This is a genomic window from Bradyrhizobium sp. Ghvi, from assembly GCF_900115265.1.
GTDB lineage: Bacteria > Pseudomonadota > Alphaproteobacteria > Rhizobiales > Xanthobacteraceae > Bradyrhizobium.
The window spans coordinates 686,183-711,820 of sequence record NZ_FOVU01000005.1 but is presented as its reverse complement, the minus strand read 5'-3'; the positions used below and the strand labels follow the sequence as shown (position 1 = coordinate 711,820).

Sequence of the window (25,638 nt, the reverse complement as noted above, 5' to 3'; positions counted from 1 at the left end):
CGTCGCGCACGGGAGTTTGCGGGGTCGCAGCGCGCAAACTCTTCCTTGGATAAGAATTATTTCACGTTAACGTTTCGTTGACTCTCGACAGCCTGCGCAAACTGGATTCAAATCGCTGTGATTCGAAAGCGATGTGGGGCTGCTTTCGAAATGAGTAGCAAGCAGGTTTTCAGGGGGCCGAAGGCATGGCGCGTGCAGACGCCGCGAACGCATGCGTCCAATCCGATTCGATCAAGGGATTGGCGCAATCGATCGCGAAACCTGCCTATCATCGGCTCCTGATCGCGGAGCCGGCGCTTCGTCGCGCCGTACCGACGCTCATCATCGCCTTCCTCATCACGATCTGCCTCGGCGCATTCGTCCAGGTCGTCGACCAGACCCGCCAGAAGCGCCTGGTGATCCAGAACGACATCTCGATGCTCGCCGAACTGCTCGCCGAGCGTATCGACCGCCTCACCTCGATTCGGCAGGAGCGGCTGAAGAACATCGAGAACCTGCCGACGCTGCTGCCCGACATGATTCCGACCAAGGCCAGGGTCTCGGGCCGCCACGTCGTCGTCACCTCGGCCGGCCTCGACCGCCGCATCCTCGCTCGCATTCCGATCGACAGCGATCCCTCAGGCAACGACCGCCTGCTCGACGCGATCACCACCGCGCAGCTGCTCGCCGCGCCGCCGCGCGACAATGACGTCTCCAACATGACGCTGCCTGATGGTAACGCCGCGCTGGCGACCTCGCGGCCGATCAAGTCGCTGCCCGGCCTCGTGACCGTGATCCAGGAGCGCAACGAGCCGATCTGGGGTTCGGACGCCGCGCTCTCGGTGACGCTGTCGGCGACGACGGGCTTCGTCGTCCTGATCCTCGGTTTCGCCTTCCACTGGCAGTCGACCCGGGCCCGCGAAGGCGATCTCATCAACGATGCCGTGCGCGGCCGGATCGACACCGCGCTCAACCGCGGCCGCTGCGGCCTGTGGGATTGGGACCTGTCGCGCGGCCGGATCTTCTGGTCGCAATCGATGTTCTCGATGCTGGGCCTCGACGGCCGCAACGAGCTCCTCACCTTCGGCGAGGTCAACGCGCTGGTGAAGTCCGACGACATCGACCTGTTCGCGATCGCCGACCAGCTCATCTCCGAGAAGATCGACCACATCGACCAGACCTTCCGCATGCAGCATGTCGACGGCCACTGGATCTGGTTGCGCGTGCGCTGCGAGCGGACCCGGGGCGCCAGCGATTCCGGCATGCACCTGATCGGGATCGCGGTCGACATCACCGAGCAGAAGAGCCTCGCCGAACGCACCGTGGAAGCCGACCTTCGCCTGCGCGACGCGATCGAGACCATTCCGGAAGCCTTCGTGCTGTGGGACGCCAGCGACCGCCTCGTGCTCTGCAACTCGCACTTCCAGCGCCTGCACAAGCTGCCCGACACGGCCGTGATCCCCGGCACCTCCTACGAGACCGTGCTGGAAGTCGGCCGCATGCCGGAGGTGCGCACCCGCCACAACGAGACCGCGGCTCAAGGCCCGGGCGCCCGCACCTTCGAGGCCCAGCTCGACGACGGCAGCTGGCTGCATATCAGCGAGCGCCGCACCAAGGACGGCGGCTACGTCTCGGTCGGCACCGACATCACCCGCATCAAGGAGCACGAGCAGAAGCTCGTCGACAACGATCTGCGCCTGCGCGCCACCGTCATCGATCTCAAGCGCTCGCAGGCCGCGCTGGAACGCCAGACCATCGAGCTCGCCGATCTCGCCGAGAAGTACCAGCGCGAGAAGACGCGGGCCGAGGAAGCCAACCAGACCAAGTCGAAATTCCTCGCCAATATGAGCCACGAGCTGCGCACGCCGCTCAATGCCATTATCGGCTTCTCCGAGATCATGGGCTCGGGCATGTTCGGCGAGCTCGGCAGCGAGAAGTACCAGGAATACTGCCACGACATCCTGACCAGCGGCCATTATCTGCTCGAGGTCATCAACGACATCCTCGACATGTCCAAGATCGAGGCGGGCCGCATGAAGCTCGACATGGAGGAGCTCGACCTGTCGCGGACGCTGGCCGAATCCTTACGCGTCGTCTCCGGCCGGGCGCAGGACAAAAATCTGACGCTCGATGCCGATATCGAGAAATCGATCTCCGTCGTCGCCGACCGCCGCGCCACCAAGCAGATCGTCGTCAACCTGCTGTCCAATGCCGTGAAGTTCACGCCCGACGGCGGCCGCATCGTGGTGCGCAGCCGGCAGCTCGAAGACAGGATCGTGCTGATGATCGCCGACACCGGCATCGGCATCGCGCCGCACTCGCTGGCGCGGCTCGGGCGACCGTTCGAGCAGGTCGAGAGCCAGCTCACCAAGACCTATCACGGCTCCGGCCTGGGCCTCGCGATCGCCCGCTCGCTGGCGCAGCTCCATGGCGGCTCGATGCGGCTGCGCTCCAGGCTCGAAGTCGGCACCGTCGTCCGCGTGACGCTGCCGCGCGATGCCATCAAGGCAGCATCGAGGATCTCGGCTGCGGCGTGAAGATCAAGATTGCAGCGTCGGCGCCACTTCGCGCGCGACGTTGACGAGGGCCGCGATCAGCGGCGTCATCGGATCGCGCTGCGGGATCACGAGGCCAATGCTGTAGTTGACTTCGGGATCGACGATCGGGATCGAACGGACCTTGTCGGACGACAGGCCGAGCGTCTCCGCGAGCTTGGCGGGCATCACGCTGGCCCAGCGCCCGGTCTTGACGTGGGTGAAGAGCACCAGCAGCGAGTTCGACGTGAGCGTCGGCGTCGCCTCGGCGCCGACCGAACGTAGCGCGCGATCGATGATGCGGCGGTTCTGCATGTCGGGCGTGAGCAGACATAGCGGTACCTGCCCGACCTCCTTCCAAGTCACCGTTTCGCGGTCCCCGAACATCCCGTCGGGCGCCGTGAGCAGACGATAGCTCTCGTTGTAGAGCGGAATGGTGCGCACCTTCCCGATCGGCTCGTTCTCGATATAGGTCAGCCCTGCATCGACCTCGAGATTTTCGAGCAGCCCGAGCACCTCCGAGGAGGTCGTCGAACGGATGCTGAAGCGCACCTCGGGATGCCGCGCGCGGTATGGCGTCGTCAGTGACGCCACCATGCCGAGCGCCGTCGGAATCGCCGCAATGCGGATTTCGCCGGAGAGCTGATGCTTCAGTCCGTTGATCTCATCGCGCATCGCGCGGGCATCGCCCACGATGCGCCGCGCCCAGTCCAACGCCCGCTCGCCCTCCGGCGTGAAGCCTTGGAATCGCGACCCGCGCTGGACCAGCATCACGCCGAGGATCTCCTCGAGCTGCTTCAGTCCCGTCGACATGGTCGGTTGGGTGACACCACATGCCTCTGCGGCCCGTCCAAAATGCCGCTCCTTGGCCAGCGCCAGCAGCAGTTCAAGCTTGTCGATCAACCGTCCGTCCCCTACGTGTCCGTCCTGGCATACAAGCTATCACGACGGGCCTGCATCAACACGCAAAAACCGGCAACTGATACAAGTTTCATTACCGGATCGTATCGACCGATTGCGGTTGTAAATCGATCGGAATTCGCAATCGCAGCACGGGACAGCTTTATTGATCTTCGAATGATTCCAACTAGTTTGCGCCAAGGAAACGCTCTGGTTGAGAATGAAGAATGACAGCGGTTTTTGAGCCTGCTTACGAGCCTTGGGACGAGACGCGCGGCGCCGAGATCATCGCCGAACATGCCAGCCAGGAGGGCGCGACGCTCGTCATCCTCCACGCGCTGCAGGAGGCGTTCGGCTACGTGCCGGCGGCCGCGATTCCCCTGGTGGCGCAGGCATTGAACCTGTCGCGCGCCGAGGTCCATGGCGTCTTCACGTTCTACCATGACTTCCGCCACAAGCCGGCCGGCCGCCATGTGCTGAAGCTGTGCCGCGCCGAGGCTTGCCAGGCCGCGGGCGGCGATGCGCTGGCGGCGCGCGCCGAGGCGAAGCTTGGCCTTTCGCTCGGTAACACCACGGCAGATGATCGCGTCACGCTGGAGCCGATCTACTGTCTCGGGCTGTGCGCGACCGCGCCGTCCGCGATGCTCGATGGCCGCCTCGTTGGCCGGCTCGACGAGAAGCGTATCGACGCGCTGGTTGCGGAGGCGCAGCGATGAACATGCGGATCTTCATTCCTCGCGATGCCGCAGCGGTTGCCGTTGGCGCCGATGAAATCGCGCTCGCCTTCGAGCAGGTCGCGGCGATCAACGGCTTGCCCGTCGAGATCGTCAGGACCGGCTCGCGCGGGCTCTGCTGGCTTGAGCCGATGGTCGAGGTCGCGACCCCCACGGGTCGGGTTGCGTATGGCCCGGTCAGCGTGGAGGACGTCGCCTCAATATTCGAGTCCATGACGAGCAACGGACCACACGCGCTGCGGCTCGGCGTCGCCGATGAAATTTCCTGGCTGAAGCGTCAGACCCGCCTCACCTTCGCCCGCTGCGGTGTGATCGATCCGCGCTCGCTCGACGACTATCGCGCCCATGGCGGCTACAAGGGCCTCGCGCGTGCGCTGTCGCTCGACTCGGACGCGATCCTGAACGAAGTGACGGCGTCGGGACTGCGCGGTCGCGGCGGCGCCGGCTTCCCGACCGGAATCAAGTGGAAGACCGTGGCGCAGGCCAAGGCCGACCGCAAATTCATCGTCTGCAATGCCGACGAGGGCGACAGCGGCACCTTCGCCGATCGCATGATCATGGAAGGCGATCCCTTCCTCGTGATCGAGGGCATGACCATTGCCGGCATCACGGTCGGCGCGACCAAAGGCTACATCTACATCCGCAGCGAATATCCGCACGCGGTCGAGGCGATGAATGCGGCCATAGTGGCGGCGAGGCGCGGCGGCTATCTCGGCGACAAGATCGGCGGCTCGACCGCCTGCTTCGACATGGAAGTCCGCGTCGGCGCCGGCGCTTACGTCTGCGGCGAGGAGACTTCGCTGCTGGAGAGCCTCGAAGGCCGCCGCGGCATCGTGCGCGCCAAGCCGCCGCTGCCGGCGCATCATGGCCTGTTCGGCAAGCCCACCGTCATCAACAACGTGCTGTCGTTTGCGGCCATCCCCTTCATTCTCGCCGAAGGTGCCAAGGCCTATGCCGATTTCGGCATGGGACGCTCGCGAGGCACCATGCCGATCCAGCTTGCCGGCAATATCCGCCAGGGCGGGCTGTTCGAGACGGCGTTCGGCGTGACGCTCGGCGAGCTCGTCGACGACATCGGCGGCGGCACGTTCACGGGCCGTCCTGTTCGGGCGGTGCAGGTTGGCGGTCCGCTGGGCGCCTATTTCCCCCGCGCGCTGTTCGACACGCCTTTCGACTATGAGGCCTTCGCCGCCCGAGACGGCCTGATCGGCCATGGCGGCATCGTGGTGTTCGACGACAGCGTCGACATGCGCAAGCAGGCGCGTTTCGCCATGGAGTTCTGCGCGATCGAATCCTGCGGCAAGTGCACGCCCTGCCGGATCGGCTCGACCCGCGGCGTCGAAACCATCGAGAAGATCATGCGCGGCGAGCGGGTAGCTGAAAACCTCGCGCTGGTCGAAGATCTCTGCAACACCATGAAATTCGGCTCGCTCTGCGCGCTCGGCGGCTTCACGCCCTACCCCGTGCTCAGCGCATTGAAGCACTTCCGGGAGGATTTCGTACCCGCCCCGACCACGCTTCAAGCCGCGGAATAGGAGAACGACAATGTCTCTGATCGAAGAAATCGACTTCGGCACGCCGGCTTCCAAATCGACCACGATGGTCACCCTGACTATCGACGGCAACGAGGTCACGGTGCCCGAGGGCACCTCGATCATGCGAGCGGCGATGGACGCCGGCCACCAGATCCCGAAACTCTGCGCGACCGACATGGTCGACGCCTTCGGCTCCTGCCGGCTCTGCGTCGTCGAGATCGAGGGCCGCGCCGGCACACCGGCCTCCTGCACCACGCCGGTCATGAATGGCCTCGTCGTGCACACCCAGAGCGAGCGGCTGAAGAAGCTGCGCAAGGGTGTGATGGAGCTCTACATCTCCGACCATCCGCTCGATTGCCTCACCTGTGGCGCCAATGGCGATTGCGAATTGCAGGACATGGCCGGCGCCGTCGGCCTGCGCGAGGTGCGCTACGGCTATGAGGGCGAGAACCACGTCTTCGCGAAAACCAACGGTGAAATCAATGCCGCCTGGATGCCGAAGGACGAGTCCAACCCCTACTTCACCTACGACCCCTCCAAGTGCATCGTCTGCTCGCGCTGCGTCCGCGCCTGCGAGGAGGTGCAGGGCACGTTCGCGCTGACCATCTCCGGCCGTGGCTTCGACAGCCGCGTCTCGCCCGGCATGAGCGAGAGTTTCCTGGGCTCCGAATGCGTCTCCTGCGGCGCCTGCGTGCAGGCCTGCCCGACCGCGACGCTGACGGAAAAATCCGTGATCGAGATCGGCCAGCCCGAACACTCCGTCGTCACCACCTGCGCCTATTGCGGCGTCGGCTGCGCCTTCAAGGCGGAGATGCGCGGCGAGGAAGTGGTGCGCATGGTGCCGTACAAGGACGGCAAGGCCAATCGCGGCCATTCCTGCGTCAAGGGCCGCTTCGCCTGGGGCTACACCAACCACAAGGAGCGTATCCTCAACCCGATGATCCGCGAGCGGATCGAGGATCCCTGGCGCGAAGTGTCCTGGGACGAGGCGTTCTCGTTTGCCGCGGCGAAGATGCGCGGCATCCAGAAGAAATACGGGCGCGATGCCATCGGCGGCATCACCTCGTCCCGCTGCACCAATGAAGAGACATATCTGGTGCAGAAGCTGATCCGCGCCGGCTTCGGCAACAACAATGTCGACACCTGCGCCCGCGTCTGCCACTCGCCGACGGGATACGGTCTCGCCACCACCTTTGGCACCTCCGCCGGTACGCAGGATTTCGACTCGGTCGAGGACACCGACGTCGTCGTCATCATCGGCGCCAATCCGGCCTCGGCCCACCCCGTGTTCGCCTCGCGGCTGAAGAAGCGGCTGCGCCAGGGTGCCAAGCTGATCGTGATCGATCCGCGCCGGACCGAAATGGTGGACTCGCCGCATGTGAAGGCGCTGCATCTGCCCCTGCTGCCCGGCACCAACGTTGCCGTGATGACCGCGCTGGCGCATGTCATCGTCACCGAAGGTCTCGTCAACGAAGCCTTCGTGCGCGAGCGCTGCGACTGGAGCGAGTTCGAGGAATGGGCGGCGTTCGTCGCCCAACCGAACAACAGCCCGGAAGCGACCGCGATCCTCACCGGGGTCGATCCGAAGGCGCTGCGCGAAGCCGCCCGCCTCTACGCCACCGGCGGCAACGGCGCGATCTATTACGGCCTCGGCGTCACCGAGCACAGCCAGGGCTCGACCACGGTGATCGCGATCGCCAACCTCGCGATGGCCACCGGCAATATCGGCCGTCCCGGCGTCGGCGTGAACCCGCTGCGCGGCCAGAACAACGTGCAGGGCTCCTGTGACATGGGCTCGTTCCCGCACGAGCTGCCCGGCTATCGGCACATCGCGGGCGATGCCGTGCGCGAGCAGTTCGAAGCGATGTGGGAGGTCAAGCTCAACCCGGAGCCGGGCCTGCGCATTCCCAACATGTTCGATGCCGCCATCGAAGGCACGTTCATGGGGCTCTATGTGCAGGGCGAGGACATCCTGCAGTCCGACCCCAACACCACGCATGTGGTGGCGGCGCTGTCGGCGATGGAGTGCGTCATCGTCCACGACCTGTTCCTGAACGAGACCGCGAACTACGCCCATGTGTTCCTGCCCGGCTCGAGCTTCCTCGAGAAGGACGGCACCTTCACCAATGCCGAGCGCCGCATCCAGCGCGTCCGGAAGGTGATGTCGCCGAAGAACGGCATGGCCGACTGGGAAGTCACCATTGCCCTCGCCAAGGCGATGGGCTTCGAGATGAACTACAGCCATCCGTCCGAGATCATGGACGAGATCGCGGCGCTGACCCCGACCTTCGCGGGCGTCTCCTATGCCAAGCTGGACGAGCTCGGATCGGTACAGTGGCCCTGCAACGAGAAGGCGCCCGAGGGCACGCCGGTGATGCACATCGACGGCTTCGTCCGCGGCAAGGGCAAGTTCGTCGTCACCGAATATGTCGCGACCGACGAGCGCACCGGCCCCCGCTTCCCGCTGCTGCTGACCACGGGCCGCATCCTCAGCCAGTACAATGTCGGCGCGCAGACACGGCGCACCGAGAACGTGATCTGGCATGCCGAAGACCGGCTCGAGATTCATCCCCACGACGCCGAGCAGCGCGGCGTGCGCGATGGCGACTGGGTGCGGCTGACGAGCCGCGCCGGCGAAACCACCCTCCGCGCCGAGATCACCGACCGCGTATCGCCTGGCGTCGTCTACACCACCTTCCATCATCCGGACACGCAGGCCAACGTGATCACGACCGACTATTCGGACTGGGCGACCAACTGCCCCGAATACAAGGTCACGGCGGTGCAGATCTCGCCGTCGAACGGCCCGTCCGACTGGCAGAAGAGCTACGACGCGCAGGCGCGGCAATCCCGCCGCATCGTGCCCGCCGAGGCCGCGGAGTAACCGCATGCACGTGCCGGTTCAGGCCATCGACCGCGAAATCTGGCGCGACGGTGTCGCATCGGAGGGAACGCGGCTGATCCCCGAGGAGACGCCGCTGGCGCTGACCTACAATGGCGGCGCCTACGCCGTCATGATGGGGACGCCGCAGAATCTGGAGGATTTTGCGGTCGGCTTCAGCCTCGATGAAGGCATCATCACATCGGTCGACGACATCAAGTCGCTCGATGTGGTCCGCCTCGACGAGGGTATCGAGCTGCGGATGTGGCTGGCGCCCGAGGACGCCGCGCGCATCAGCGAGCGGCGCCGCCATATCGCAGGTCCGACCGGCTGCGGCCTCTGCGGCATCGACTCCATCGCCGAAGCCGTGCGGCCTGCTTCCATCGTGCCGCAGGGGCAGAGCTTCACGCCGCAGCAGATCATGGCGGCGATGCAGGCGATCGGCCCCCTGCAATCGATCAACATGCAGACCCGCGCGGTCCATGCCGCGGCCTTCTGGTCGCCCTCGCACGGCATCGTCGCCCTGCGCGAGGACGTCGGCCGCCATAACGCGCTCGACAAGCTCGCGGGCGCGCTGGCCCGCAGCCGGACGAACCCAAGTGCAGGAATGGTGCTGCTGACGAGCCGCGTCTCGGTCGAGATGGTGCAGAAGACGGCCGCCATCGGCGCACCCGTGCTGGTCGCGGTCTCCGCACCCACCGCGCTTGCGGTCCGCACCGCCGCTTCTGCCGGTATTACGCTGATCGCGATTGCCCGCAGCGACGGGTTTGAAGTGTTCACGCATGAGGGCCGCATCACGGCTCATCATGCTCAGGAGATTATCGATGTCGTCGCCTGACCGCCTCGTCTACATGGCCAACCAGATCGGTACGTTCTTTCGCAGCCAGGGCCACGACAAGGCCGTGCCCGGGATCGCCGACCACATCAAGAAGTTCTGGGATCCCCGGATGAAACGGGCGATCTTCGCGCATCTGGAGGCCGGCGGCGCGGGCCTGGAGCCGAACGTGCTCGAAGCGCTGACCGCGCTCAAGCAGACGACTTCCCTTCCAGAAGCGCACTGAACACGCGCCTACCCTGCGCTTCCTTTTTTCGGTTGAATGCCCCATCCTTTTGGTAACCCACCAAGAGGAAGCATTTTCATGCCTGACAACACCCGGCTTCGTCCCATTGCAATGCGCCTGACAGCTATGGCGTCGCTTTGGACGGCCGATACGGCACTTGCCGATGATCAGCCATGGCTCGACCGCAGCCGTACCGCGGGCGATCGCGCGCAACTTCTCGTCAAGCAGATGACCCTGGAGGAGAAATCCGCGCTGCTCTACGGCTACGGGACGCGGGAAATCGAGGGCCAGAAATGGCAGGTCTACGTCAAGGGCAATCCCCGTCTCGGAATTCCGGACATGGTCCAGGGCGATTCTCCGGCGGGCATCTGGCAAGGCAGCAACGATGTCACGCAACTGCCCGCCTCGGTCGCGCTGGCGGCCACGTTCTCGCGCGGTGCCGCGCGATCCTATGGTCGTATCCTCGGGCGTGAGGCCAGGGCGCTGGGATATGGCGTCATCCACGGGCCCAACATCGACGTTCAAAGAGATCCGCGGCACGGCCGAGCCCATGAGACGTTCGGCGAGGATCCATGGCTGACAAGCGCCATCGGCACGCAATACGTGCTGGGCGTTCAAGAGAATGGCGTGATGGCGGACGCCAAGCACTTCGCCGTCAATACCGTCGAGCAGGATCGCAAGACGACCGACGCGCGGCTGTCGCGCAAAGTCCTCGAGGAACTTTACCTCTTTCCGTTTCAGGACGCTGTCCAGGACGCCAACGTCGCCATGGTCATGTGCGCCTACACCAGGATCAATGGCGTGCACGCCTGCAACGACGCAGACCTGCTTCAGGACGTGCTTCGCAAGCGACTGGGGTTTGACGGGATCGTCCGCACCGATGCCGGCGCCGAACATTCATTGCCATCACTGTCGCTCGGCGTCGATCAGGAATTCCGGTCAGAGAAGTATTACGGCAAGGATTTGATTGCTGCCGTAACCAAGGGGGATTTCCCGGAACGAGACGTCGATGCGGCCGTCGTGCGGATCATCACATCAATGATCCGATATGGAATTTTCGACGATCCGCCGCAGCGTGTCGGGGCTGACCTTGCCGAAAGCGGACGGGAAGCGCAGGACATTGCCGCGCAGTCGATCGTTTTGCTGAAGAATGACAACGGCATCCTGCCACTCGATCCGTCATTGCGCTCGATTGCAATTATCGGCGCGGCGGCCGCGGATCTGCACATTCACGGCGGGCCGACCAATTCATCTCCCGCGGGGAAGATGAACTTCCTCGATGCCATCAAGGCGCGGATATCAGATGCGAAGATCGTCTTCAAAGCCGGTGTCGATCCGATCTACGGCATTGCGGCCGCAAGAGGCCTTCCTCAACTGCCCTCGGCTGCGTTGCGCACTTTGGACGATACGAAGGGGGCAGGCCACTTACTACGATAGCGACGGAACGACGATCGAGTCCCGCATCGACAGTTGCCTGTGCGTGAGCCAGGGTAGCCAGTTTTCATCGACGGTCACTACATCACAGGCAGCGCCGAAAGGAACGGTCTCAGCCCTATGGCGCGCGAAACTACTGGCCGATGTGGCCGGCCGCTATCAATTCGATGCGGTGACCGACGCGGCGGTCACGCTTTCGATCGACGGGGTGCGCGTCCTGTCCAAGGACAAGGGAGCGGCCGTCGCCGAGGGAAGCCTCGACCTGACCGCAGGACTGCATGATATCGAAGTTCGTATCGCAGGCGCCGGCAACCTCAAAGTCGGTTGGCATCCTCCCGCAGAATCGATCGATTCCGACATCGCCGATGCCGCCCGTGCCGCCTCAGCAGCGGATGTCGCGATTGTATTTGCCAGGGATCTGGAATCGGAGGAGCTTGATCGCCCATCTCTGAGCCTTCCAAATGACCAGGATCGTCTGATCGAAGCCGTGCTTCGCGCCAATCCGCGCACGATCGTGGTGCTGGCGACGGGAAGCGCCGTCACCATGCCCTGGCTGGACCGCGCGTCGGCCGTGGTGGAAGCCTGGTATGGCGGCACCAAAGGCGCTGCAGCCCTGGCCTCGGTCCTGTTCGGTGACGTCAATCCGAGCGGCCGGCTGCCGGTCACCTTTCCGGTCAGGGACGAGGACCTGCCGACCGCGGACAGGACGCAATTTCCCGGCATCGATCGCGTAACGGTCTATCGCGAAGGACTTGCAAGCGGATATCGCTACTTCAACGGCGCGAACGCCCCGCGGCCGTTGTTTGCCTTTGGCTATGGTCTATCCTATTCGACGTTTGCTTTCAGCGGCATCGTCGCAGACCGTCCAGATTTCAGGATCGGCGTTCCCGGGAAGGATGCGACCTTCAAGGGCAACCCCGGAGTTTCGGTCAGCGTCAAAGTGACGAATACGAGCAGAGTCAGAGGCGCTGCCGTTCCCGAACTCTACGTCACCTATCCCGAGGCCTCGGCGGAGCCGACGAGCTTGCTCCGTGCCTTCGACAAGGTCGACCTCGCGCCCGGAGAAAGCAAGGTCGTCACCTTCGTCCTCGACCAGCGCGCGTTCTCGAACTTCAGCGAGCAGTCCAATGCCTGGATCGTCAACCCGGGAGTCTACAAGATCTCCATCGGCGCGTCCTCCGTCGATCATCCATTGAGCCTCGATGTCGAAGCGAAAAACCGATCTTGAGAGGTTGCAACAGACGGACGCGTCGATTTGCTGGCGCACGGCGAGAACCTGCATACGCGATGCTGCCGCCCTACGAAATGCCAGCTTCTACGATCCCCCGAAAGACCCTTCTCACTTCGCTCTGCGTCTCCTTCACCCGCGCTTCCAGCGATGAGAAATCCGGCGCATCGCCGGCGCGCGCCATCAGGCGCTGAAGGTCGGTGCCCGCCGTCTCCGGCTTGAAGCGGTCGCTGACGCAAAGCCGCAGGATCTGCGTGAGATCATGATAGAGTCGCGCTGCGGCGCGCAATATCTCGGTCTCCGATTGTGCGAGCACGCCTAGTCTGCATGCATTGTCCAGCACCTGTATGGTGCCGACGTCGAGAATCTCCGGCTTGTCGTGGGCATGCACGAGCTGGAGATATTGCGCGATGAAATCGATGTCGACCATGCCACCGGCCGCATATTTGAGATCCCAATGGTCGCTCTCGCCCTTCTCCTGCGCGATCGCGCGCCGCATGTCGGCGACGTCCATGGCGATGATCGCGGGATCGCGGCGCCGGGTGAGGACTTCGCGGATGACACGCTGAATTCGCTCCCGGAATTCTCCCGATGCCGACACCACGCGCGCACGCGTCAACGCCATGTGCTCCCAGGTCCAGGCTTCGTTGGCCTGGTAGTCCGCGAAGGAGACGAGGCTCGAAGCTACCGGACCGGCGCGGCCCGACGGCCGCAGTCGCATATCGATCTCGTAGAGCACGCCATAGTTGGTGCGGGTCGTGAAGGCACTGATCAGACGCTGGGTGAAGCGGGCGAAATAATGCGCGCCCTGAAGTGATTTCTCGCCGTCCGAATCCGGATTCTCGCTGTCGAAATCGTACAGCAGGATCAGATCGAGATCGGAGGATGCCGTCATCTCGCGGCTGCCGAGGCGCCCCATCGCGATGATCGCCGTCTCCTGTCCCTTGATCCGGCCGTACTGCGCTGCAAAGCGATCGGCGACGAGGCCATGCACGGTGTGAACGATACCTTCGGCGACATCGGCGAATGCCGTGCTTGCCTGCTGCGCCGAGACGGTGCCGGAGAGGATGCGCGTGCCGATCAGGAACAGGCTTTCCTGTCCGAACAGGCGCAGGCGGTCCAGAAACTCCTCGTAGGAGCCGGCGTCCTGTACCGTAGTTGCGAGCCGGGCCGACAATTCCTGCCGATCCGGCATCGCACCGAAGAAGCGCGGGTCGATCAGGCCGTCCATCAGCTGCGGCTGCCGCGCCAGCATCTCGCCAAGCCGGGGGGCCGCGCCAAGCACGAGCGCCACAAGCGCGACGAGGTCGCGGTTCTGGCCGAGTAACGTGATCAGCCGCCCACCGCGCTGGAGCGCTCCGAGGAACTGATCGAATGTCACGACGGCGCGATCCGGCTCCTCGGCATGCGCGAGACCGTCGATCAGAGCCGGCACGAACTCGACGAAGGCGCTGCGCGTCGCCTCATTGCGGAACACGCGGTAGTCGCCGGTGATCCAGTCGCGAACCGTCTGCGCGACCGCAGCGGGCTTCTTGAAGCCGAGCGTGGCCAGGTGCTGCAGCATGCGCGGATCTTCGGGACCTGCACTGTAGTCAAGCGCCGGCAGTTTGGCCGTGCCGGTGGGATCGTCGCCTTCAAAAAGCTTCTCATAGTGTCCCTGGACGATCTCGAGCTGGCGCAGCAGGTCGCGTGCGAAGATCTCGCGGCTGTCATAGCCGAAGAACCAGGCGAAGCGCTCGACCGCCTCCTTGTCCTCGGGGAGCGTGTGGGTCTGCTCGTCGGCGATCATCTGGAGACGATGCTCGACCCGGCGCAGGAATTCATAGGCTGCGGTCAGTTCGTCGCGCGCGGCAGAGGTGATCCAGTTGCTGGACGCCAAAATGTTGAGCGCAGCCAGCGTCGGCCGCACCCGCAATTCCGGATGGCGACCGCCTGCGATCAGCTGCTGGGTCTGGGCAAAGAATTCGATCTCGCGGATGCCGCCACGACCGACCTTGACGTTGTGCCCCTCCACCGCGATCTCGCTCTGGCCGCGATAGGTCTGCATCTGTCGCTTCATGTCGTGCACGTCGGCGAGCGCGGCGAAATCGAGATGCTTGCGCCATACGAAGGGAGCGATTTCAGCCAGCAGGGCCTCGCCCGCCCTGGAATCGCCGGCACAGGCCCGCGCCTTGATCATTGCGGCGCGCTCCCAGGTGCGCCCTTCCCGCTCATAGTAGTTCAGCGCGGCATCTCGCGAGATCGCGACCTGCGTCGAGGACGGGTCGGGCCGCAGCCGCAGATCGACGCGGAAGACATAGCCGTCATAGGTCCGCTGCTGAAGAATGCGCGCCATGCCCTGCGTCACCCGGACGAAGAACGGCTGCGGCTCGATGTCGGGCGCAAGCGTTGTGGTGTCGGGATCGAAGAACACGATGAGATCGATGTCGCTGGAATAGTTCAGCTCGCCCGCACCCATCTTACCCATGGCAAGCACGATCACGCCGGAGCCCTCTTCCGGTGCCTCCGGATTGGGCGGCAAAAGCTTGCCACGTGCGGCTTCCTGTCGCAGCAGGTATTGAAGCGCCGCCTGCACCGAAGAGACGGCAAGATCGGTCAGCGCCGCCGTCACCCGCATCACCGGCCAGACCCCGCCGATGTCGCAGAGCGCGATCAGCAGCGCCGCCTCCGCCTTCATGCGGCGAAGCAGCCGCATGACCTCAGCCTCGGCGGGGGCGGCGAGCACGGCAGCCCTCGCCTCCGCGATCAGCGCGGCAAGATGTACGTCCGGATCGCATTCGAGCAGCCGGATCAGGCGCGACGCATCGGCGCGCACCAGATCGAACAGATAAGGCGAGAATTCCGCGATGCCGGCCAGGATGTCCCGGGCGAAAGGATGGACCAGCAGCGCTTCGAGACGGGCCTGATGTGCCGGCTCGAGCTCTGCCAACCATGCTTCAAGACGTCGTTCGAGGGTTGCGGAAGCGGCAATATGGGGAGCCTCCGCGAAGCGTGCGGCCAGACTCTTCCCAGTCTTGTCCGCGTTTCCCGGCGCGGAGTGGTTCATGCCACCTTCTGTGGCACATCCGGCATTGGCGGAGCAACCCTGTCGCCGGCGCCCGCCCGCGCCGGCAGCACCAGCGTGGCGATGAGACCCGGCTGAGCATCACCGAGCCGCAATTCGCCACCATGCAAGGTCGCAACCGCCGAGGCGAGACTGAGGCCGAGGCCGGAGCCCGGCAGCGTGCGGCTCGCTTCCAGCCGCACGAAACGCTCGACGGCATGCTTGCGGTCCGCCTCTGGGATGCCGGGGCCGCGATCGGCAACGCTGAGCAGCACCTGATCGCCCTCGCGCTTGGCCTCGATCGTGATCTGCCTGGAATCCATGCTGACCACGGTTCCACCGGTCTGCGCGACCGGCTTGCCGTACTTGATCGCATTCTCGACGAGATTGGCGAGCGCCTGGCTGATCAATTCGCGGTTGGCGTGAACCGGAGTCGGCTCCGCCCTCACCTTCAAGGTCATGCCGTCCTCTTCGGCGAGCGGCTCATAGAGCTCGTGGATGCCGCCCGCGACCTCGGCGGCATCGAAATCATCCATGTTGCCGCGGGCCTGGCCGGACTCGGCGCGCGCGATCATCAACAGCGCGTTGAAGGTCCTGATCAACCCGTCGGATTCCTCGATGGTCCGCTCCAGCGCGGCCCGGTAATCCGCCTCGCAGCCCGATTTCGCCAGCGCCTCCTCGGCACGATTGCGCAGGCGCGTCAGCGGCGTCTTGAGATCATGGGCGATGTTGTCGGAGACCTCCTTCAGCCCCGACATCAGCGCCTCGATCCGCTCCAGCATGGCGTTGAGGTTCTCGGCGAGGCGGTCGAGCTCGTCGCCGCTGCGGCCGACCGGCAGGCGCTCGCTGAGATCGCCGGTCATGATGCGATGGGCCGTACCGGACATCGCATCGATGCGCGTCAGCACCCTGCGCGCGACGAAGACGCCACCGCCGAGGCCAAGCACGACGACGATCAGGATCGACCATTGCGCCGCCTTGGCGACGATGCCGAACAAGCGCCGCCGCTCGGCGAGGTCGCGGCCGATCAGGAGGCGGAAACCGTTCTCGAGTTCGGTGACGCGCACCAGCGCGCGATGGTCGCGGTCATCGGCATCCTCGATCCGCCGGTAGGCGGTCTCCGACCAGCCACGCGTCGCCATCACGCCGGGCGCGAGCGAGCCGACATTGCCGGCGATCGCCTGCCCGGTCGGCGTGGTGACGAGATAGAGGTTGGCGCCGGGACGCAGCGCCCGGTATTCGATCGCGAGCACGAGGGCGCGCAAGCCGCGCCGACCGTAGATGTCGTTGATCTCAGAAGTCTCTGCATTTACCGTCTGCGTGATCTCTTCGGTGATCAGCCGCCGCGTATTCCAGGCGAAATAGCCGAGCAGCGAAGCCGCGAACATCGCGAACAGCAGCAGATAGACCAGCGTCAGCCGGAACGCAGTGGTACGAACGAGTTTACCGAATGCCGTCACGGATCATGCATCCAATTTCGATACCGCGTCTGATATCACCGAGCATCGCCACTCTTTAAATTCTGCTTTGTTTACAATGCCTTGGCTTCATAACCAGTGGTCTGCGATCGCCTAAGATCGCCGAACACGCGCAAAGCACCCGTGACGGTAGGTGGTAAGCGGAAGGGGAACGTTAAAGTGCCACTCAACTCCAACCAAGTTAATTCCCCGCAAGCTGGCGGTCACGCGGACACTGTGGGGACCCCACGCGGTGGACCGCAGGAGTGGTGACCGGTGTGGGCGTTCCGTCCCCCGAGGGCAAGCGGGCGCAGATGGAGTTCGCCAGGGCTGGCGACCGCGACAGCGCAGCCGAAGATGAATTTGACCAAGCCGCCTGACGACCGTTGGAACATTGAATTTGCATCGCTCACGCAGACACCGCTTCGTAGATATCCTCCTCCTGGGCTGTGTGCATGCGCACCAGCGTTTCGATCGCCTCGATCACCCGTTGAGCGTCGCGGACGAGATAGCGATCGACCTTCTCTGACGGCAGATCCTCCACGATCCGATCGAGCAGCCGAGTAAGGTGCAGAATCTCGCGATGGGCGCGGCTCATGGCGGAGAGGCCGTGGCGTTCGCGGAGCACCTCAGCAAGCTTCGGATAGACACTGTCCTCATCCGCACGCTCGTGCATGACAACGCTGCTCTGAACGATGCGCTGAGCATCGCCGATCAACGCCGCGGCAGATTCGGGGGCCGCATCATCGAGCGCATCGACGACCTTGCGCAAACGATCGAGGTCCTTGAACAGGGCCTGATGATCGTGATGAAGTGCCAGCCCCTGCTCCGCGCTGATGTGCGCTCCGCCCCTCATAAGCGCCGGAGTGAGCGCCCGCAGGGCGTTCAGGATGACCGCAACGTCGATGACCTCCTGGACGATGGCCGCAGGTACGGGATCAAGCCAGCCAACGGTGGCCGCCAGCATTGCCACCAATGACAACCCCATGCCGACAATGATGCTTTGCAAGGCAATACGTCGCGCCCGCTGCGCAATGATGATCGCTTCGCTGACGCGATCGAGCCGGTCGGCCAAAATCACCACATCGGCTGCCTCGGACGAGGCGGTCGCGCCGCGCGCGCCGAGCGCAACTCCGACATCAGCCACGGCAAGTGCCGGGGCATCGTTGATGCCATCGCCGACCATGATGGTCGGATGCAGCCGCTGTTCGGTGCGCACCGCCTCGACCTTGTCCGAAGGAACGCGATCGGCCAGCACGGCGTCGAGGTCAAGCGCTGCACCAATGGCTTGCGCTGCTGCCGCGCGATCGCCCGTGACCATCACCATTCGCGCGATGCCCGCATCGCGCAGCAGGCGGATCGCGCGCGGCGTATCGGCCCGCAACTCGTCAGCCAGCAGCAGCGCGCCGATCGGACGGCTATCCAGGGCGACGAAGACGATCAGTGCCGAGCGCCATGACGCGCGCCGGATCGCCCGCAGCTCCCAAGGCGACGGTTCGCCATGCGAGCGAAGCAGCTCCCGCGAGCCCGCGGTGACCTGGCGTCCATCGACCAGTCCCGACAAGCCGCTGCCCATGGTCTCCTTGACCTGTTCGGGTGCTTTGAGCTTGAGCCCGCGATCGAGCGCCGCGGCGACGACGGTCTTGGCGAGCACGTGATGCGAAGCCTGCTCGAGCGATGCGCCAAGCCAGAGGACCTCGTCAGGGTCCTCACCGGGAGCCACCTCTATCGAAAGCAGCCGTGCCCCTCCGACGGTCAGGGTACCGGTCTTGTCAAACAGCACCGTGTGAGCGCGGGCCAGCGCCTCCAGCGCCCCTCCACCCTTGACAAGGATGCCGCGCCGAGCCGCTCGCGCCACCCCGGCAATGAAGGCGACCGGTGCTGCCAGAATCAAGGGACAAGGCGTCGCCGCCACCAGCACAGCAAGGCTGCGCGTCAGATCACCGGATATGCGCCACGCCAGGAAGGCAACGACGAGCGTCACCGGTAGAAGGATCAGCGCAAAGCGATCAGCCATCCGAACAAAGGGAGCCTTCGCGGTTTGCGCCGCGGTCACCATGCGCACGATGCCCGAGTAGGTGCTCTCGCCTGCCGGTGCGGTCGCGGTCAACGCGAAAGTCTCGCCCACATTCAGCGAACCGGAGAGAACCGCGCTGCCGCGCGTCTTCTCGACAGGGATGGGCTCGCCCGTCACCGCAGATTCGTCGATGATAGCCACGAGCGAGCCAACGATGCCGTCGACCGGCACGATCTCGCCCGCCCTTACGAGGAGCTCTTCGCCGACCAAGACTGCGTCAACCGGAACGTCCTCGATCCTACCGTTGCTCTTGCGGTGCGCCTGCCGCGGTGCCCGATCCGCCAGCGAGCGCAGGTCGCGCTCCGCCCGTGCGATCGCAATCTCCTCCAGCACGTTGCCACCGGAATACATGAGCGCAACCACGGCTCCGGCAAGTGGCTGGCCGAGCGCCAACGCTGCGCTCATCGACAGCAGCGCAATCGCGTCCACTCCGAAGCGCCCGCTCAGAAGGTCCCTGACAATCGAGACCCCCAATCCACCGACCACGGGCGCGGTGCCGAGCTCCCACGCAAGATCCGCCAGATCGGTCCGGCCCGCCACTCGTGCAACAACACCCGCGGACAATCCCGCGATTGCGATCGCGACCAAGCTCCATCGCAGCACCCGCTCTATGGATTTGGTCTGGCTCCACATCGCATGATGATTATCGTCCGGAACCGGCCGGCTATTTGAGGAGAATCAACATCACGCCTCGAACTCTCGCTATGGAACGCTAAAACGGTTTCGGACCGCGCCGGTCCAGCTTGGCCTCCCAAGTAAGAAGGCTTGCAATCGCGATCATCAAGATAATTCCTGAGGCGCTGACAATGGCCTCCATTGCCAGTCCGCCGGAGATCTCTTTCAAGATGACGAAGCCGAGAAATGAAGCCAGTACGCTGCAGCAATAGATCGACAATGAGTTTTCTCCGCAGCGAACCATTGCAATCGCCCACGGCTTCAGCTTGCCATGCGTGATCGGTGATAAGAAGCGCAGTCCCACGAACATCAGGGCCAAGAAGTGCGCGAGCCGGGGCGGCGCCAAATGAGTTTTGTAGATCGGATAGATCCAACCCACAACTGCGTCCGGGACCAGCCATTTGAGCTGTTCGATACGCCAGCTCAGCGTGACGACAAGGCTGAATAGGACGACGCTCGCGGCAACCGAAACCACAACCGGAGACGACGAGATACCCGCGAGCCGGGCGGCGCCGGGAGTTGCGGAGTAAGCGCCGATCACGAACAACATCTGCCAGGCCAACGGATTGAAGTATGCTTCACGGCCCGGCCACGCCGGCAAATTCCAGCTATAGAGCTGCACCATAATGTACAGCAGAAAGGAGGCGCCGAGCGCGAGCGTTGCATTGCGAATCACGAGCCACAGCACGAGCGGAAAACAGAAATGCAGCATGACAAACAGCGGCAAGATATCTGTATTCACAGGTGTGTATTGCAGGGCCAGAAGATGGATGAGGGCAATTCCCGGATTGTCAAAAAAGACCCTGGTATTGGTCTCGTCGCGATAGAGGGCACTTCCAGTGACCCAGACCAGAGCGAGATAGGCGATCACCAGCAGCACAAATGCAGCGTAAATTTCCAGGCTCCGCCGCAGGCTGCGGACAACGACGGTTGGCCAACCCTGCCGCCGCAGCGCCCCGCCATAGGAAAGCATGCAGGTATAGCCGGACACGAACACAAAAATCTCGGAAGTATCGGAAAATCCGTAGTTCCGAAGGGTCAACCAGTCAAAAGTGTTGCCGGGAATGTGGTCGATGAAAATGAACCAGAGTGCGAGCCCGCGACAGGCGTCGAGACGCAAATCACGACGATCGTCATCAAGATAACCAACGTGATCGCATCCGTGCTTGGGACCGTGGTTCAAGTCGTTCGTTCCCGCATTGAGACGGTGCCGGCGCACCTGCGTTTTCCGTCTCTTTATACACGAAGCTCCGAGCTATCACGCGGCCTCTTTAATATGCGCGACCCCGGTGCAACCCGGTCGCTGGGATAGATACCGACCGCTCACAGATAAAAACCCCGCCTAGGCGGGGCTTTTGTTCTCGAACCGGACCTTACCTGATCCCGTCACGGATCATGTACCCGGCACCGCGGATCGTGTGCAGCAGCGGCCGCTCGAAACCCTTGTCGATCTTGGAGCGCAGCCGCGAAATGTGCACGTCGATCACGTTGGTCTGCGGATCGAAATGATAGTCCCAGACATTCTCCAACAGCATGGTGCGCGTCACCACCTGGCCGGCATGCTTCATGAGATATTCAAGCAGGCGGAATTCGCGGGGCTGGAGCGTCAGCTCGTCCTTGCCGCGCGCAACGCGGTGAGAGAGTCGGTCGAGCTCGAGATCGCCGACACGATAGAGCGTATCCTCCGCAGGTCCCCCGCGGCGGCGCGACAGCACCTCGACGCGGGCCAGCAGTTCGGCGAACGAATAGGGTTTCGGCAGATAGTCGTCGCCGCCGGCACGCAGGCCCTTGATGCGATCGTCGACCTGACCGAGCGCGGAGAGAATCAGCACCGGCGTCGTGTCGCCCTTGTCGCGCAGCGCTCCGATCAGCGACAGGCCGTCGCGCTTGGGCAGCATGCGATCGATCACCAACACGTCGTAATCGCCGTTCTCGGCCATCGCGAGGCCCTCCTCGCCGTCACCGGCGTAGTCGGCAATGTGTCCGACCTCGCGAAACGCCTTCACGAGATAGTCGGCGGATTCGCGGTCGTCTTCGATGATGAGGAGGCGCATCGTGCGTTCGGCGGCGGTCAAGGAGGTCACCCTTCTCTAAACATGGCGCGAGCGGCAATCGCATGCAAGCCAGGCGGACGAGACTTGGCTAGGCAAAAAGGCGGGCGGTGAAGCTGGGGGGACCTCACCGCCCTAGGCCTTCCGACGGAGGGGGGCGTGTTTCCACCGGAAGGTAGGCGTGGGGAGCGAGCGAGGCTCAGCTCCCCGGAAGAGCGTCGGCGGCGGGGGCGACTGATGCCGGCAACACCCTTCATCTCGTAAGCCTCCTGAGGCTGAGCCCTTCTCAGCCCTTGGCGATGGGCACGGCGACGAAGCGCGACTGGCCGCCGCTCTTCACTCGCATCAGGACGCTGTTCTTGTTGTCGGACCGCGCCGTGTTGATGGCGTCGCGGACATCGCCGGCGGTGCTCACGCTCTTGCCGCCGACCTCGAGAATCACGTCGCCCTCCTTGAAGCCGCGATCGGCCGCGGCGCTCTTCGGATCAACTTCGGTGACCACGACGCCGTCCTTGCCGGCACCGGCCACGGAATTGGCGGGCGCAACGGTCATGCCGAGCTTCGGCACGTCGGTGCCCTTGCTCGCGCCCTTACCACTGTCGTTGTCGGTATCGGCCTTGGCCTCGACCGTGTTCGGCAATTGGCCGAGGGTGAGGTTCACGACCTTGTCCTGGCCCTTGTGCAGCACGTTGAGCTTCACGGTTGCGCCCGGAGCCATGCCGCCGATGGTGCGGGCGAGCTCGCGGGCGTCCTTGACGGATTCGCCGTTGACCGCGGTGATCACGTCGCCGGACTCGATACCGGCCTTCGCCGCCGGACCGTTCGCCTGCGGCTCCGCCACCAACGCGCCTTCGGCCTTCTTCATGCCGAGGCTGTCGGCGATGTCAGAGGTCACCGGCTGAATCTGCACGCCGATCCAGCCGCGGCTGACCGAGCCCTTGTCCTTCAGCTGGGCGACCACGCTTTTGACGGTGCTGGCGGGAATCGAGAAGGCGATGCCGACGCTGCCGCCCGAGGGCGAATAGATCGCGGTGTTGACGCCCATCACCTCACCGTCGGTGTTGAAGGCCGGACCACCGGAATTGCCCTTGTTCACGGGCGCGTCGATCTGGATGAAATCGTCATAGGGACCGTTGCCGATGTCGCGTCCGCTGGCCGAGACGATGCCGGCGGTCACGGTGCCGCCGAGGCCGAACGGATTGCCGACCGCGAGCACCCAGTCACCGATGCGCGGCTTGCCGTCAGCGAGCTTGGCGAAGGGGAAGTTGGAGCCGCCCTCGACCTTGATCAGGGCGAGGTCGGTACGCTGGTCGGTGCCGATCACCTTGGCGCTGTAGGTCTTGCCATCGTCGGTGGTCACCTCGACCTTGTCGGCGCCGTCGACCACATGATTGTTGGTCACAGCATAGCCGTCAGCCGAGATGAAGAAGCCGGAGCCCTGGCCCTGCACGACGCGGCCACGGCCACCCTTCAGACCCGGGATGCCGTCCGGACCGCCGAAGCGACGGAAGAAGCGCTCCATCGGCGAGCCCGGCTGGAACGGCAAGGAATCATCGCCGTCGTCGTTGCTGGCGGTCTTCTCCTTGATGTTGACCTTGACGGAGATTACCGAGGGCTTAACCCGCTCGACGATGTCGGCAAAACCGATCGGACGCTCGACCTTCTTGACCTCGTTGTTGACCTGCGCGTGCGCCGGGCTGGAGAACAAATCGGCGGGCGACGTCGACGGGCTGAAGCCGTGGACGGCAACGCCGAGGCCGGCGACGACCGAGGCCAGCAGCGCAATCCTGCGGGCGGACAACACCGAACGGCGGGGCTGCCGGTAGGACGGAAGGTTGGTGAGATCGGGACGGTCGGTCATGCAGAGGTCTCCAGGGCCTTGAAATCCTTTTGGTGCCTGATGGCAGCACCTTACGGACCTGAAGATGGGGGCTTCCGCCTTACCGCGCGCTGGCTGCGGGGTTAAACTTTCGTAATAAAGGACGGTCGCGGATGCGGCAGTTTACCGCAACCCGAAAGTCACGTTTTTACAGGAACTTAACAGAGTTCCGGTGACGAGCGACGGATGCGCCTTTCCGTTGCCTCAGCTCGCCCTGACGCTGACGATGAATTCGTCGACTTCGCGCTTCAGGGTCTCGGCCTGTTGCGACAGATCCACGGCGGAATCGCGGGCCTCGGCCGCCATCCGGCCGGTCTCGGCCGAGGTCGAAGTGATCTGGACGATGTGATTGGAGACGTCGAGCGTTCCGCGCGCGGCGTCCTGGACGCTGCGGCTGATGTCCTGAGTAGCGTTGCGCTGCTGGGCGGTGTCCACCTCGATGCCGGACATGATCGACGAGATCTCCGACAGCGTCTTCGAGATGGCGTCGATCGCCCCGCGCGTCTCCGCGGTGATGCCCTGGATGCTGGCGACGTGCGAGGTGATTTCTTCCGTCGCCTTGCTGGTCTGATGCGCAAGGCTCTTCACCTCGGAAGCAACCACGGCAAAACCCTTGCCGGCCTCCCCCGCCCGCGCCGCCTCGATGGTGGCGTTGAGCGCCAGAAGGTTTGTCTGCGATGCAATCGCCTGCACGAGCTGCACGACCTCGCCGATCTTGTCGGCGGCATCCGAAAGCGTGTGGATGGTGTCGCGGCTCTTCTCGGCCTGCGTCGCCGCACCCTCGGCCCGCTGGGTCGCGTCGGTGACGCGGCGGCTGATCGTGCCGATCGAGTTCGTCATCTCCTCGGCCGAGCCCGCGACCGTCTGCACGCTGGCACTGGCCTGGCTCGCGGCGCTCGCGACGGCATTAGCCTTGGTGCTGGTGTCGTTCGCGGTCTGCGACAAAGTCTCGGCGTTGCGCTTCAGATGCTCGGCCGACGACGCCACGCTGTCGACGACGCTGGCGACGAGATCGTTGAAGCTCTTGATCCGGGCATCCAGGTATCTCGACCGCTCGGCCTGGTGCTGCGCTTCGTGCAGCTGCTGCTCCGTCAGATGCCGCCGCTCGATACCGCTGGTCTTGAACACCTCCAGCGCGCCGGCGAGCAAGCCGATCTCGTTGGTGCCGCCGAGGCCCGGGACTGGCGTCTCGAACTTCTGATCGGCGACCTCGCGCATCGCATGCACGATCGCCGCCAGCGGACTGAGGATGCCGTTGCGCACAGCGAACCAGGTGGTGAGGCAGATGGCAAAGGCGAGGACCGCGATGACGCCGCAAGCGACCAGGAACCAGGAGAAGGCACCCTGGGCCTGCTGGTAGATCTGCATCGCGTGGTCGCGCGCCGGACCGCTCAGCGCGGCGAAGTCCGACGACAGGCTGGTGATCTCGTTGTTGAGATAGAGCACGGCAACGAAGCCAGTGCCGCCGCCGATGCCCAGCAGGAACAATAATGCAGCGACGACGGCGCCGACCAGAAAGCGGATCGTCAGATTGCTGTTCGTGAACATGGGGAGACTCAAAATCTGGAAGCAAATCTTGCGACAAGCTTCCAGACAAAGATCAAGATAGCATGAACCACGGCGCCAGCCCGCGGTCTAAGTAGCACTACTTAGCCAGGACGATTTTGGTGCAGCCAGGGAGAGCGGCTAGGGAGACTTGGGTTCGTCCGCCATCAACGCGGCGAGCCGGGCCTCTTCATCCGGCGTCAGCGGGGGCGCCGGTACATCTACACCGCTTCGAGAGCGACGACGATTCTGCCGCCAGAGTGCAAAGCCGCCACCGGCCAGCAGCAGCGGCGCGAGCAGCCACAACAATAGGGTACGTCGTTCGAAGCGCGGCTTCAGCAGCACGAACTCGCCGTAACGCGCGACCAGGAAGTCGAGTACCTGCGAATTGCTGTCGCCGGCTGCGATCCGCTCGCGGACCAGGAGCCGCAGATCGCGCGCGAGCGGCGCGTCGGAGTCGTCGATCGACTGGTTCTGGCAGACCATGCAGCGCAGCTCACGCGACAAGTCGCGCGCGCGCGCCTCCTTCGCCGGGTCCGACATGATCTCGTCGGGCTGCACGGCGTGTACCGCAGGTACGGCCAGCAGCACGAGTGCAACGATCGCGGCGATCATCCGGCGCATC

The 25,638-nt window shown here is 64.3% G+C and carries 17 protein-coding genes; 8 read left to right on the top strand and 9 right to left on the bottom strand.

Annotated features, from left to right (window positions below; genetic code table 11):
* Positions 1 to 185: 185 nt before the first annotated feature.
* Positions 186 to 2,516: a PAS domain-containing sensor histidine kinase gene (locus tag BM374_RS22505; RefSeq protein WP_092296614.1), complete on the top strand. Its 2,331-nt coding sequence runs from the start codon at positions 186 to 188 to the stop codon at positions 2,514 to 2,516.
* A gap of 3 nt (positions 2,517 to 2,519) precedes the next feature.
* Here BM374_RS22505 and BM374_RS22500 read toward each other — a convergent pair whose 3' ends face one another.
* The gene (locus BM374_RS22500) at positions 2,520 to 3,416 is read right to left on the bottom strand and encodes a LysR family transcriptional regulator (protein ID WP_092296611.1); all 897 of its coding nucleotides are present in this window, start codon (positions 3,414 to 3,416) and stop codon (positions 2,520 to 2,522) included.
* A 224-nt stretch (positions 3,417 to 3,640) separates the two neighbouring features.
* On the opposite strand from BM374_RS22500, the gene BM374_RS22495 reads away from it, so the two are divergent.
* The 7 genes from BM374_RS22495 (at position 3,641) to BM374_RS22465 (ending at position 12,286) form a co-directional block, all read left to right on the top strand.
* Positions 3,641 to 4,129 carry a formate dehydrogenase subunit gamma gene (locus BM374_RS22495; protein ID WP_092296607.1) on the top strand — a complete coding sequence of 163 codons (489 nt, stop codon included), beginning with the start codon at positions 3,641 to 3,643 and terminating at the stop codon, positions 4,127 to 4,129.
* Positions 4,126 to 5,682 (top strand): formate dehydrogenase beta subunit, encoded by a 1,557-nt coding sequence (locus BM374_RS22490; protein WP_092296604.1) that lies wholly within the window; start codon positions 4,126 to 4,128, stop codon positions 5,680 to 5,682. The genes BM374_RS22495 and BM374_RS22490 overlap by 4 nt, the downstream gene beginning before the upstream one ends.
* 10 nt (positions 5,683 to 5,692) lie before the next feature.
* The gene (fdhF, locus tag BM374_RS22485) at positions 5,693 to 8,566 is read left to right on the top strand and encodes a formate dehydrogenase subunit alpha (protein WP_092296601.1); all 2,874 of its coding nucleotides are present in this window, start codon (positions 5,693 to 5,695) and stop codon (positions 8,564 to 8,566) included.
* A 4-nt stretch (positions 8,567 to 8,570) separates the two neighbouring features.
* Positions 8,571 to 9,401, top strand: a complete 831-nt coding sequence (fdhD, locus tag BM374_RS22480) for a formate dehydrogenase accessory sulfurtransferase FdhD (RefSeq protein WP_092296598.1) — start codon at positions 8,571 to 8,573, stop codon at positions 9,399 to 9,401.
* Positions 9,388 to 9,624 carry a formate dehydrogenase subunit delta gene (locus BM374_RS22475; protein WP_177248460.1) on the top strand — a complete coding sequence of 79 codons (237 nt, stop codon included), beginning with the start codon at positions 9,388 to 9,390 and terminating at the stop codon, positions 9,622 to 9,624. The genes fdhD and BM374_RS22475 overlap by 14 nt, the downstream gene beginning before the upstream one ends.
* 78 nt (positions 9,625 to 9,702) lie before the next feature.
* Positions 9,703 to 11,061: a glycoside hydrolase family 3 protein gene (locus BM374_RS22470; protein ID WP_177248459.1), complete on the top strand. Its 1,359-nt coding sequence runs from the start codon at positions 9,703 to 9,705 to the stop codon at positions 11,059 to 11,061.
* Positions 10,952 to 12,286, top strand: a complete 1,335-nt coding sequence (locus BM374_RS22465; protein WP_244552663.1) for a glycoside hydrolase family 3 C-terminal domain-containing protein — start codon at positions 10,952 to 10,954, stop codon at positions 12,284 to 12,286. The genes BM374_RS22470 and BM374_RS22465 overlap by 110 nt, the downstream gene beginning before the upstream one ends.
* Before the next feature lie 70 nt (positions 12,287 to 12,356).
* Here BM374_RS22465 and BM374_RS22460 read toward each other — a convergent pair whose 3' ends face one another.
* From BM374_RS22460 to BM374_RS22425, 8 genes are all read right to left on the bottom strand, one after another.
* Positions 12,357 to 15,332, bottom strand: a complete 2,976-nt coding sequence (locus BM374_RS22460) for a bifunctional [glutamine synthetase] adenylyltransferase/[glutamine synthetase]-adenylyl-L-tyrosine phosphorylase (RefSeq protein ID WP_092296586.1) — start codon at positions 15,330 to 15,332, stop codon at positions 12,357 to 12,359.
* Positions 15,329 to 16,789, bottom strand: a complete 1,461-nt coding sequence (locus BM374_RS22455) for a sensor histidine kinase (protein ID WP_092296583.1) — start codon at positions 16,787 to 16,789, stop codon at positions 15,329 to 15,331. Before BM374_RS22455 ends, BM374_RS22460 begins: the two co-directional genes overlap by 4 nt.
* 406 nt (positions 16,790 to 17,195) lie before the next feature.
* Entirely contained in the window at positions 17,196 to 19,496 is a 2,301-nt protein-coding gene (locus BM374_RS22450; RefSeq protein ID WP_092296580.1) for a heavy metal translocating P-type ATPase, read from the bottom strand.
* A gap of 79 nt (positions 19,497 to 19,575) precedes the next feature.
* Positions 19,576 to 20,721, bottom strand: coding sequence for an OpgC domain-containing protein (locus BM374_RS22445; RefSeq protein WP_092296577.1), 1,146 nt, complete (start codon positions 20,719 to 20,721; stop codon positions 19,576 to 19,578).
* A gap of 190 nt (positions 20,722 to 20,911) precedes the next feature.
* Positions 20,912 to 21,592, bottom strand: coding sequence for a response regulator transcription factor (locus BM374_RS22440; protein ID WP_092297012.1), 681 nt, complete (start codon positions 21,590 to 21,592; stop codon positions 20,912 to 20,914).
* 283 nt (positions 21,593 to 21,875) lie between these two features.
* Entirely contained in the window at positions 21,876 to 23,450 is a 1,575-nt protein-coding gene (locus BM374_RS22435; RefSeq protein WP_092296574.1) for a Do family serine endopeptidase, read from the bottom strand.
* Between the two features lie 222 nt (positions 23,451 to 23,672).
* Positions 23,673 to 25,016, bottom strand: coding sequence for a methyl-accepting chemotaxis protein (locus BM374_RS22430; RefSeq protein WP_092296571.1), 1,344 nt, complete (start codon positions 25,014 to 25,016; stop codon positions 23,673 to 23,675).
* Between the two features lie 138 nt (positions 25,017 to 25,154).
* On the bottom strand, positions 25,155 to 25,637 hold the full coding sequence (locus BM374_RS22425) for a cytochrome c-type biogenesis protein (RefSeq protein ID WP_092296568.1): 483 nt from the start codon (positions 25,635 to 25,637) through the stop codon (positions 25,155 to 25,157).
* Between the last annotated feature and the right edge of the window lies 1 nt (position 25,638).

Bases quoted from the DNA above. Each gene is read 5' to 3' on its own strand.
- BM374_RS22505 (WP_092296614.1), top strand. From the start codon at position 186: ATGGCGCGTGCAGACGCCGCGAACGCATGCGTCCAATCCGATTCGATC.
- BM374_RS22495 (WP_092296607.1), top strand. From the start codon at position 3,641: ATGACAGCGGTTTTTGAGCCTGCTTACGAGCCTTGGGACGAGACGCGC.
- BM374_RS22490 (WP_092296604.1), top strand. From the start codon at position 4,126: ATGAACATGCGGATCTTCATTCCTCGCGATGCCGCAGCGGTTGCCGTT.
- fdhF (WP_092296601.1), top strand. From the start codon at position 5,693: ATGTCTCTGATCGAAGAAATCGACTTCGGCACGCCGGCTTCCAAATCG.
- fdhD (WP_092296598.1), top strand. From the start codon at position 8,571: ATGCACGTGCCGGTTCAGGCCATCGACCGCGAAATCTGGCGCGACGGT.
- BM374_RS22475 (WP_177248460.1), top strand. From the start codon at position 9,388: ATGTCGTCGCCTGACCGCCTCGTCTACATGGCCAACCAGATCGGTACG.
- BM374_RS22470 (WP_177248459.1), top strand. From the start codon at position 9,703: ATGCCTGACAACACCCGGCTTCGTCCCATTGCAATGCGCCTGACAGCT.
- BM374_RS22460 (WP_092296586.1), bottom strand. From the start codon at position 15,332: ATGAACCACTCCGCGCCGGGAAACGCGGACAAGACTGGGAAGAGTCTG.
- BM374_RS22450 (WP_092296580.1), bottom strand. From the start codon at position 19,496: ATGTGGAGCCAGACCAAATCCATAGAGCGGGTGCTGCGATGGAGCTTG.
- BM374_RS22440 (WP_092297012.1), bottom strand. From the start codon at position 21,592: ATGCGCCTCCTCATCATCGAAGACGACCGCGAATCCGCCGACTATCTC.
- BM374_RS22435 (WP_092296574.1), bottom strand. From the start codon at position 23,450: ATGACCGACCGTCCCGATCTCACCAACCTTCCGTCCTACCGGCAGCCC.
- BM374_RS22430 (WP_092296571.1), bottom strand. From the start codon at position 25,016: ATGTTCACGAACAGCAATCTGACGATCCGCTTTCTGGTCGGCGCCGTC.
- BM374_RS22425 (WP_092296568.1), bottom strand. From the start codon at position 25,637: ATGCGCCGGATGATCGCCGCGATCGTTGCACTCGTGCTGCTGGCCGTA.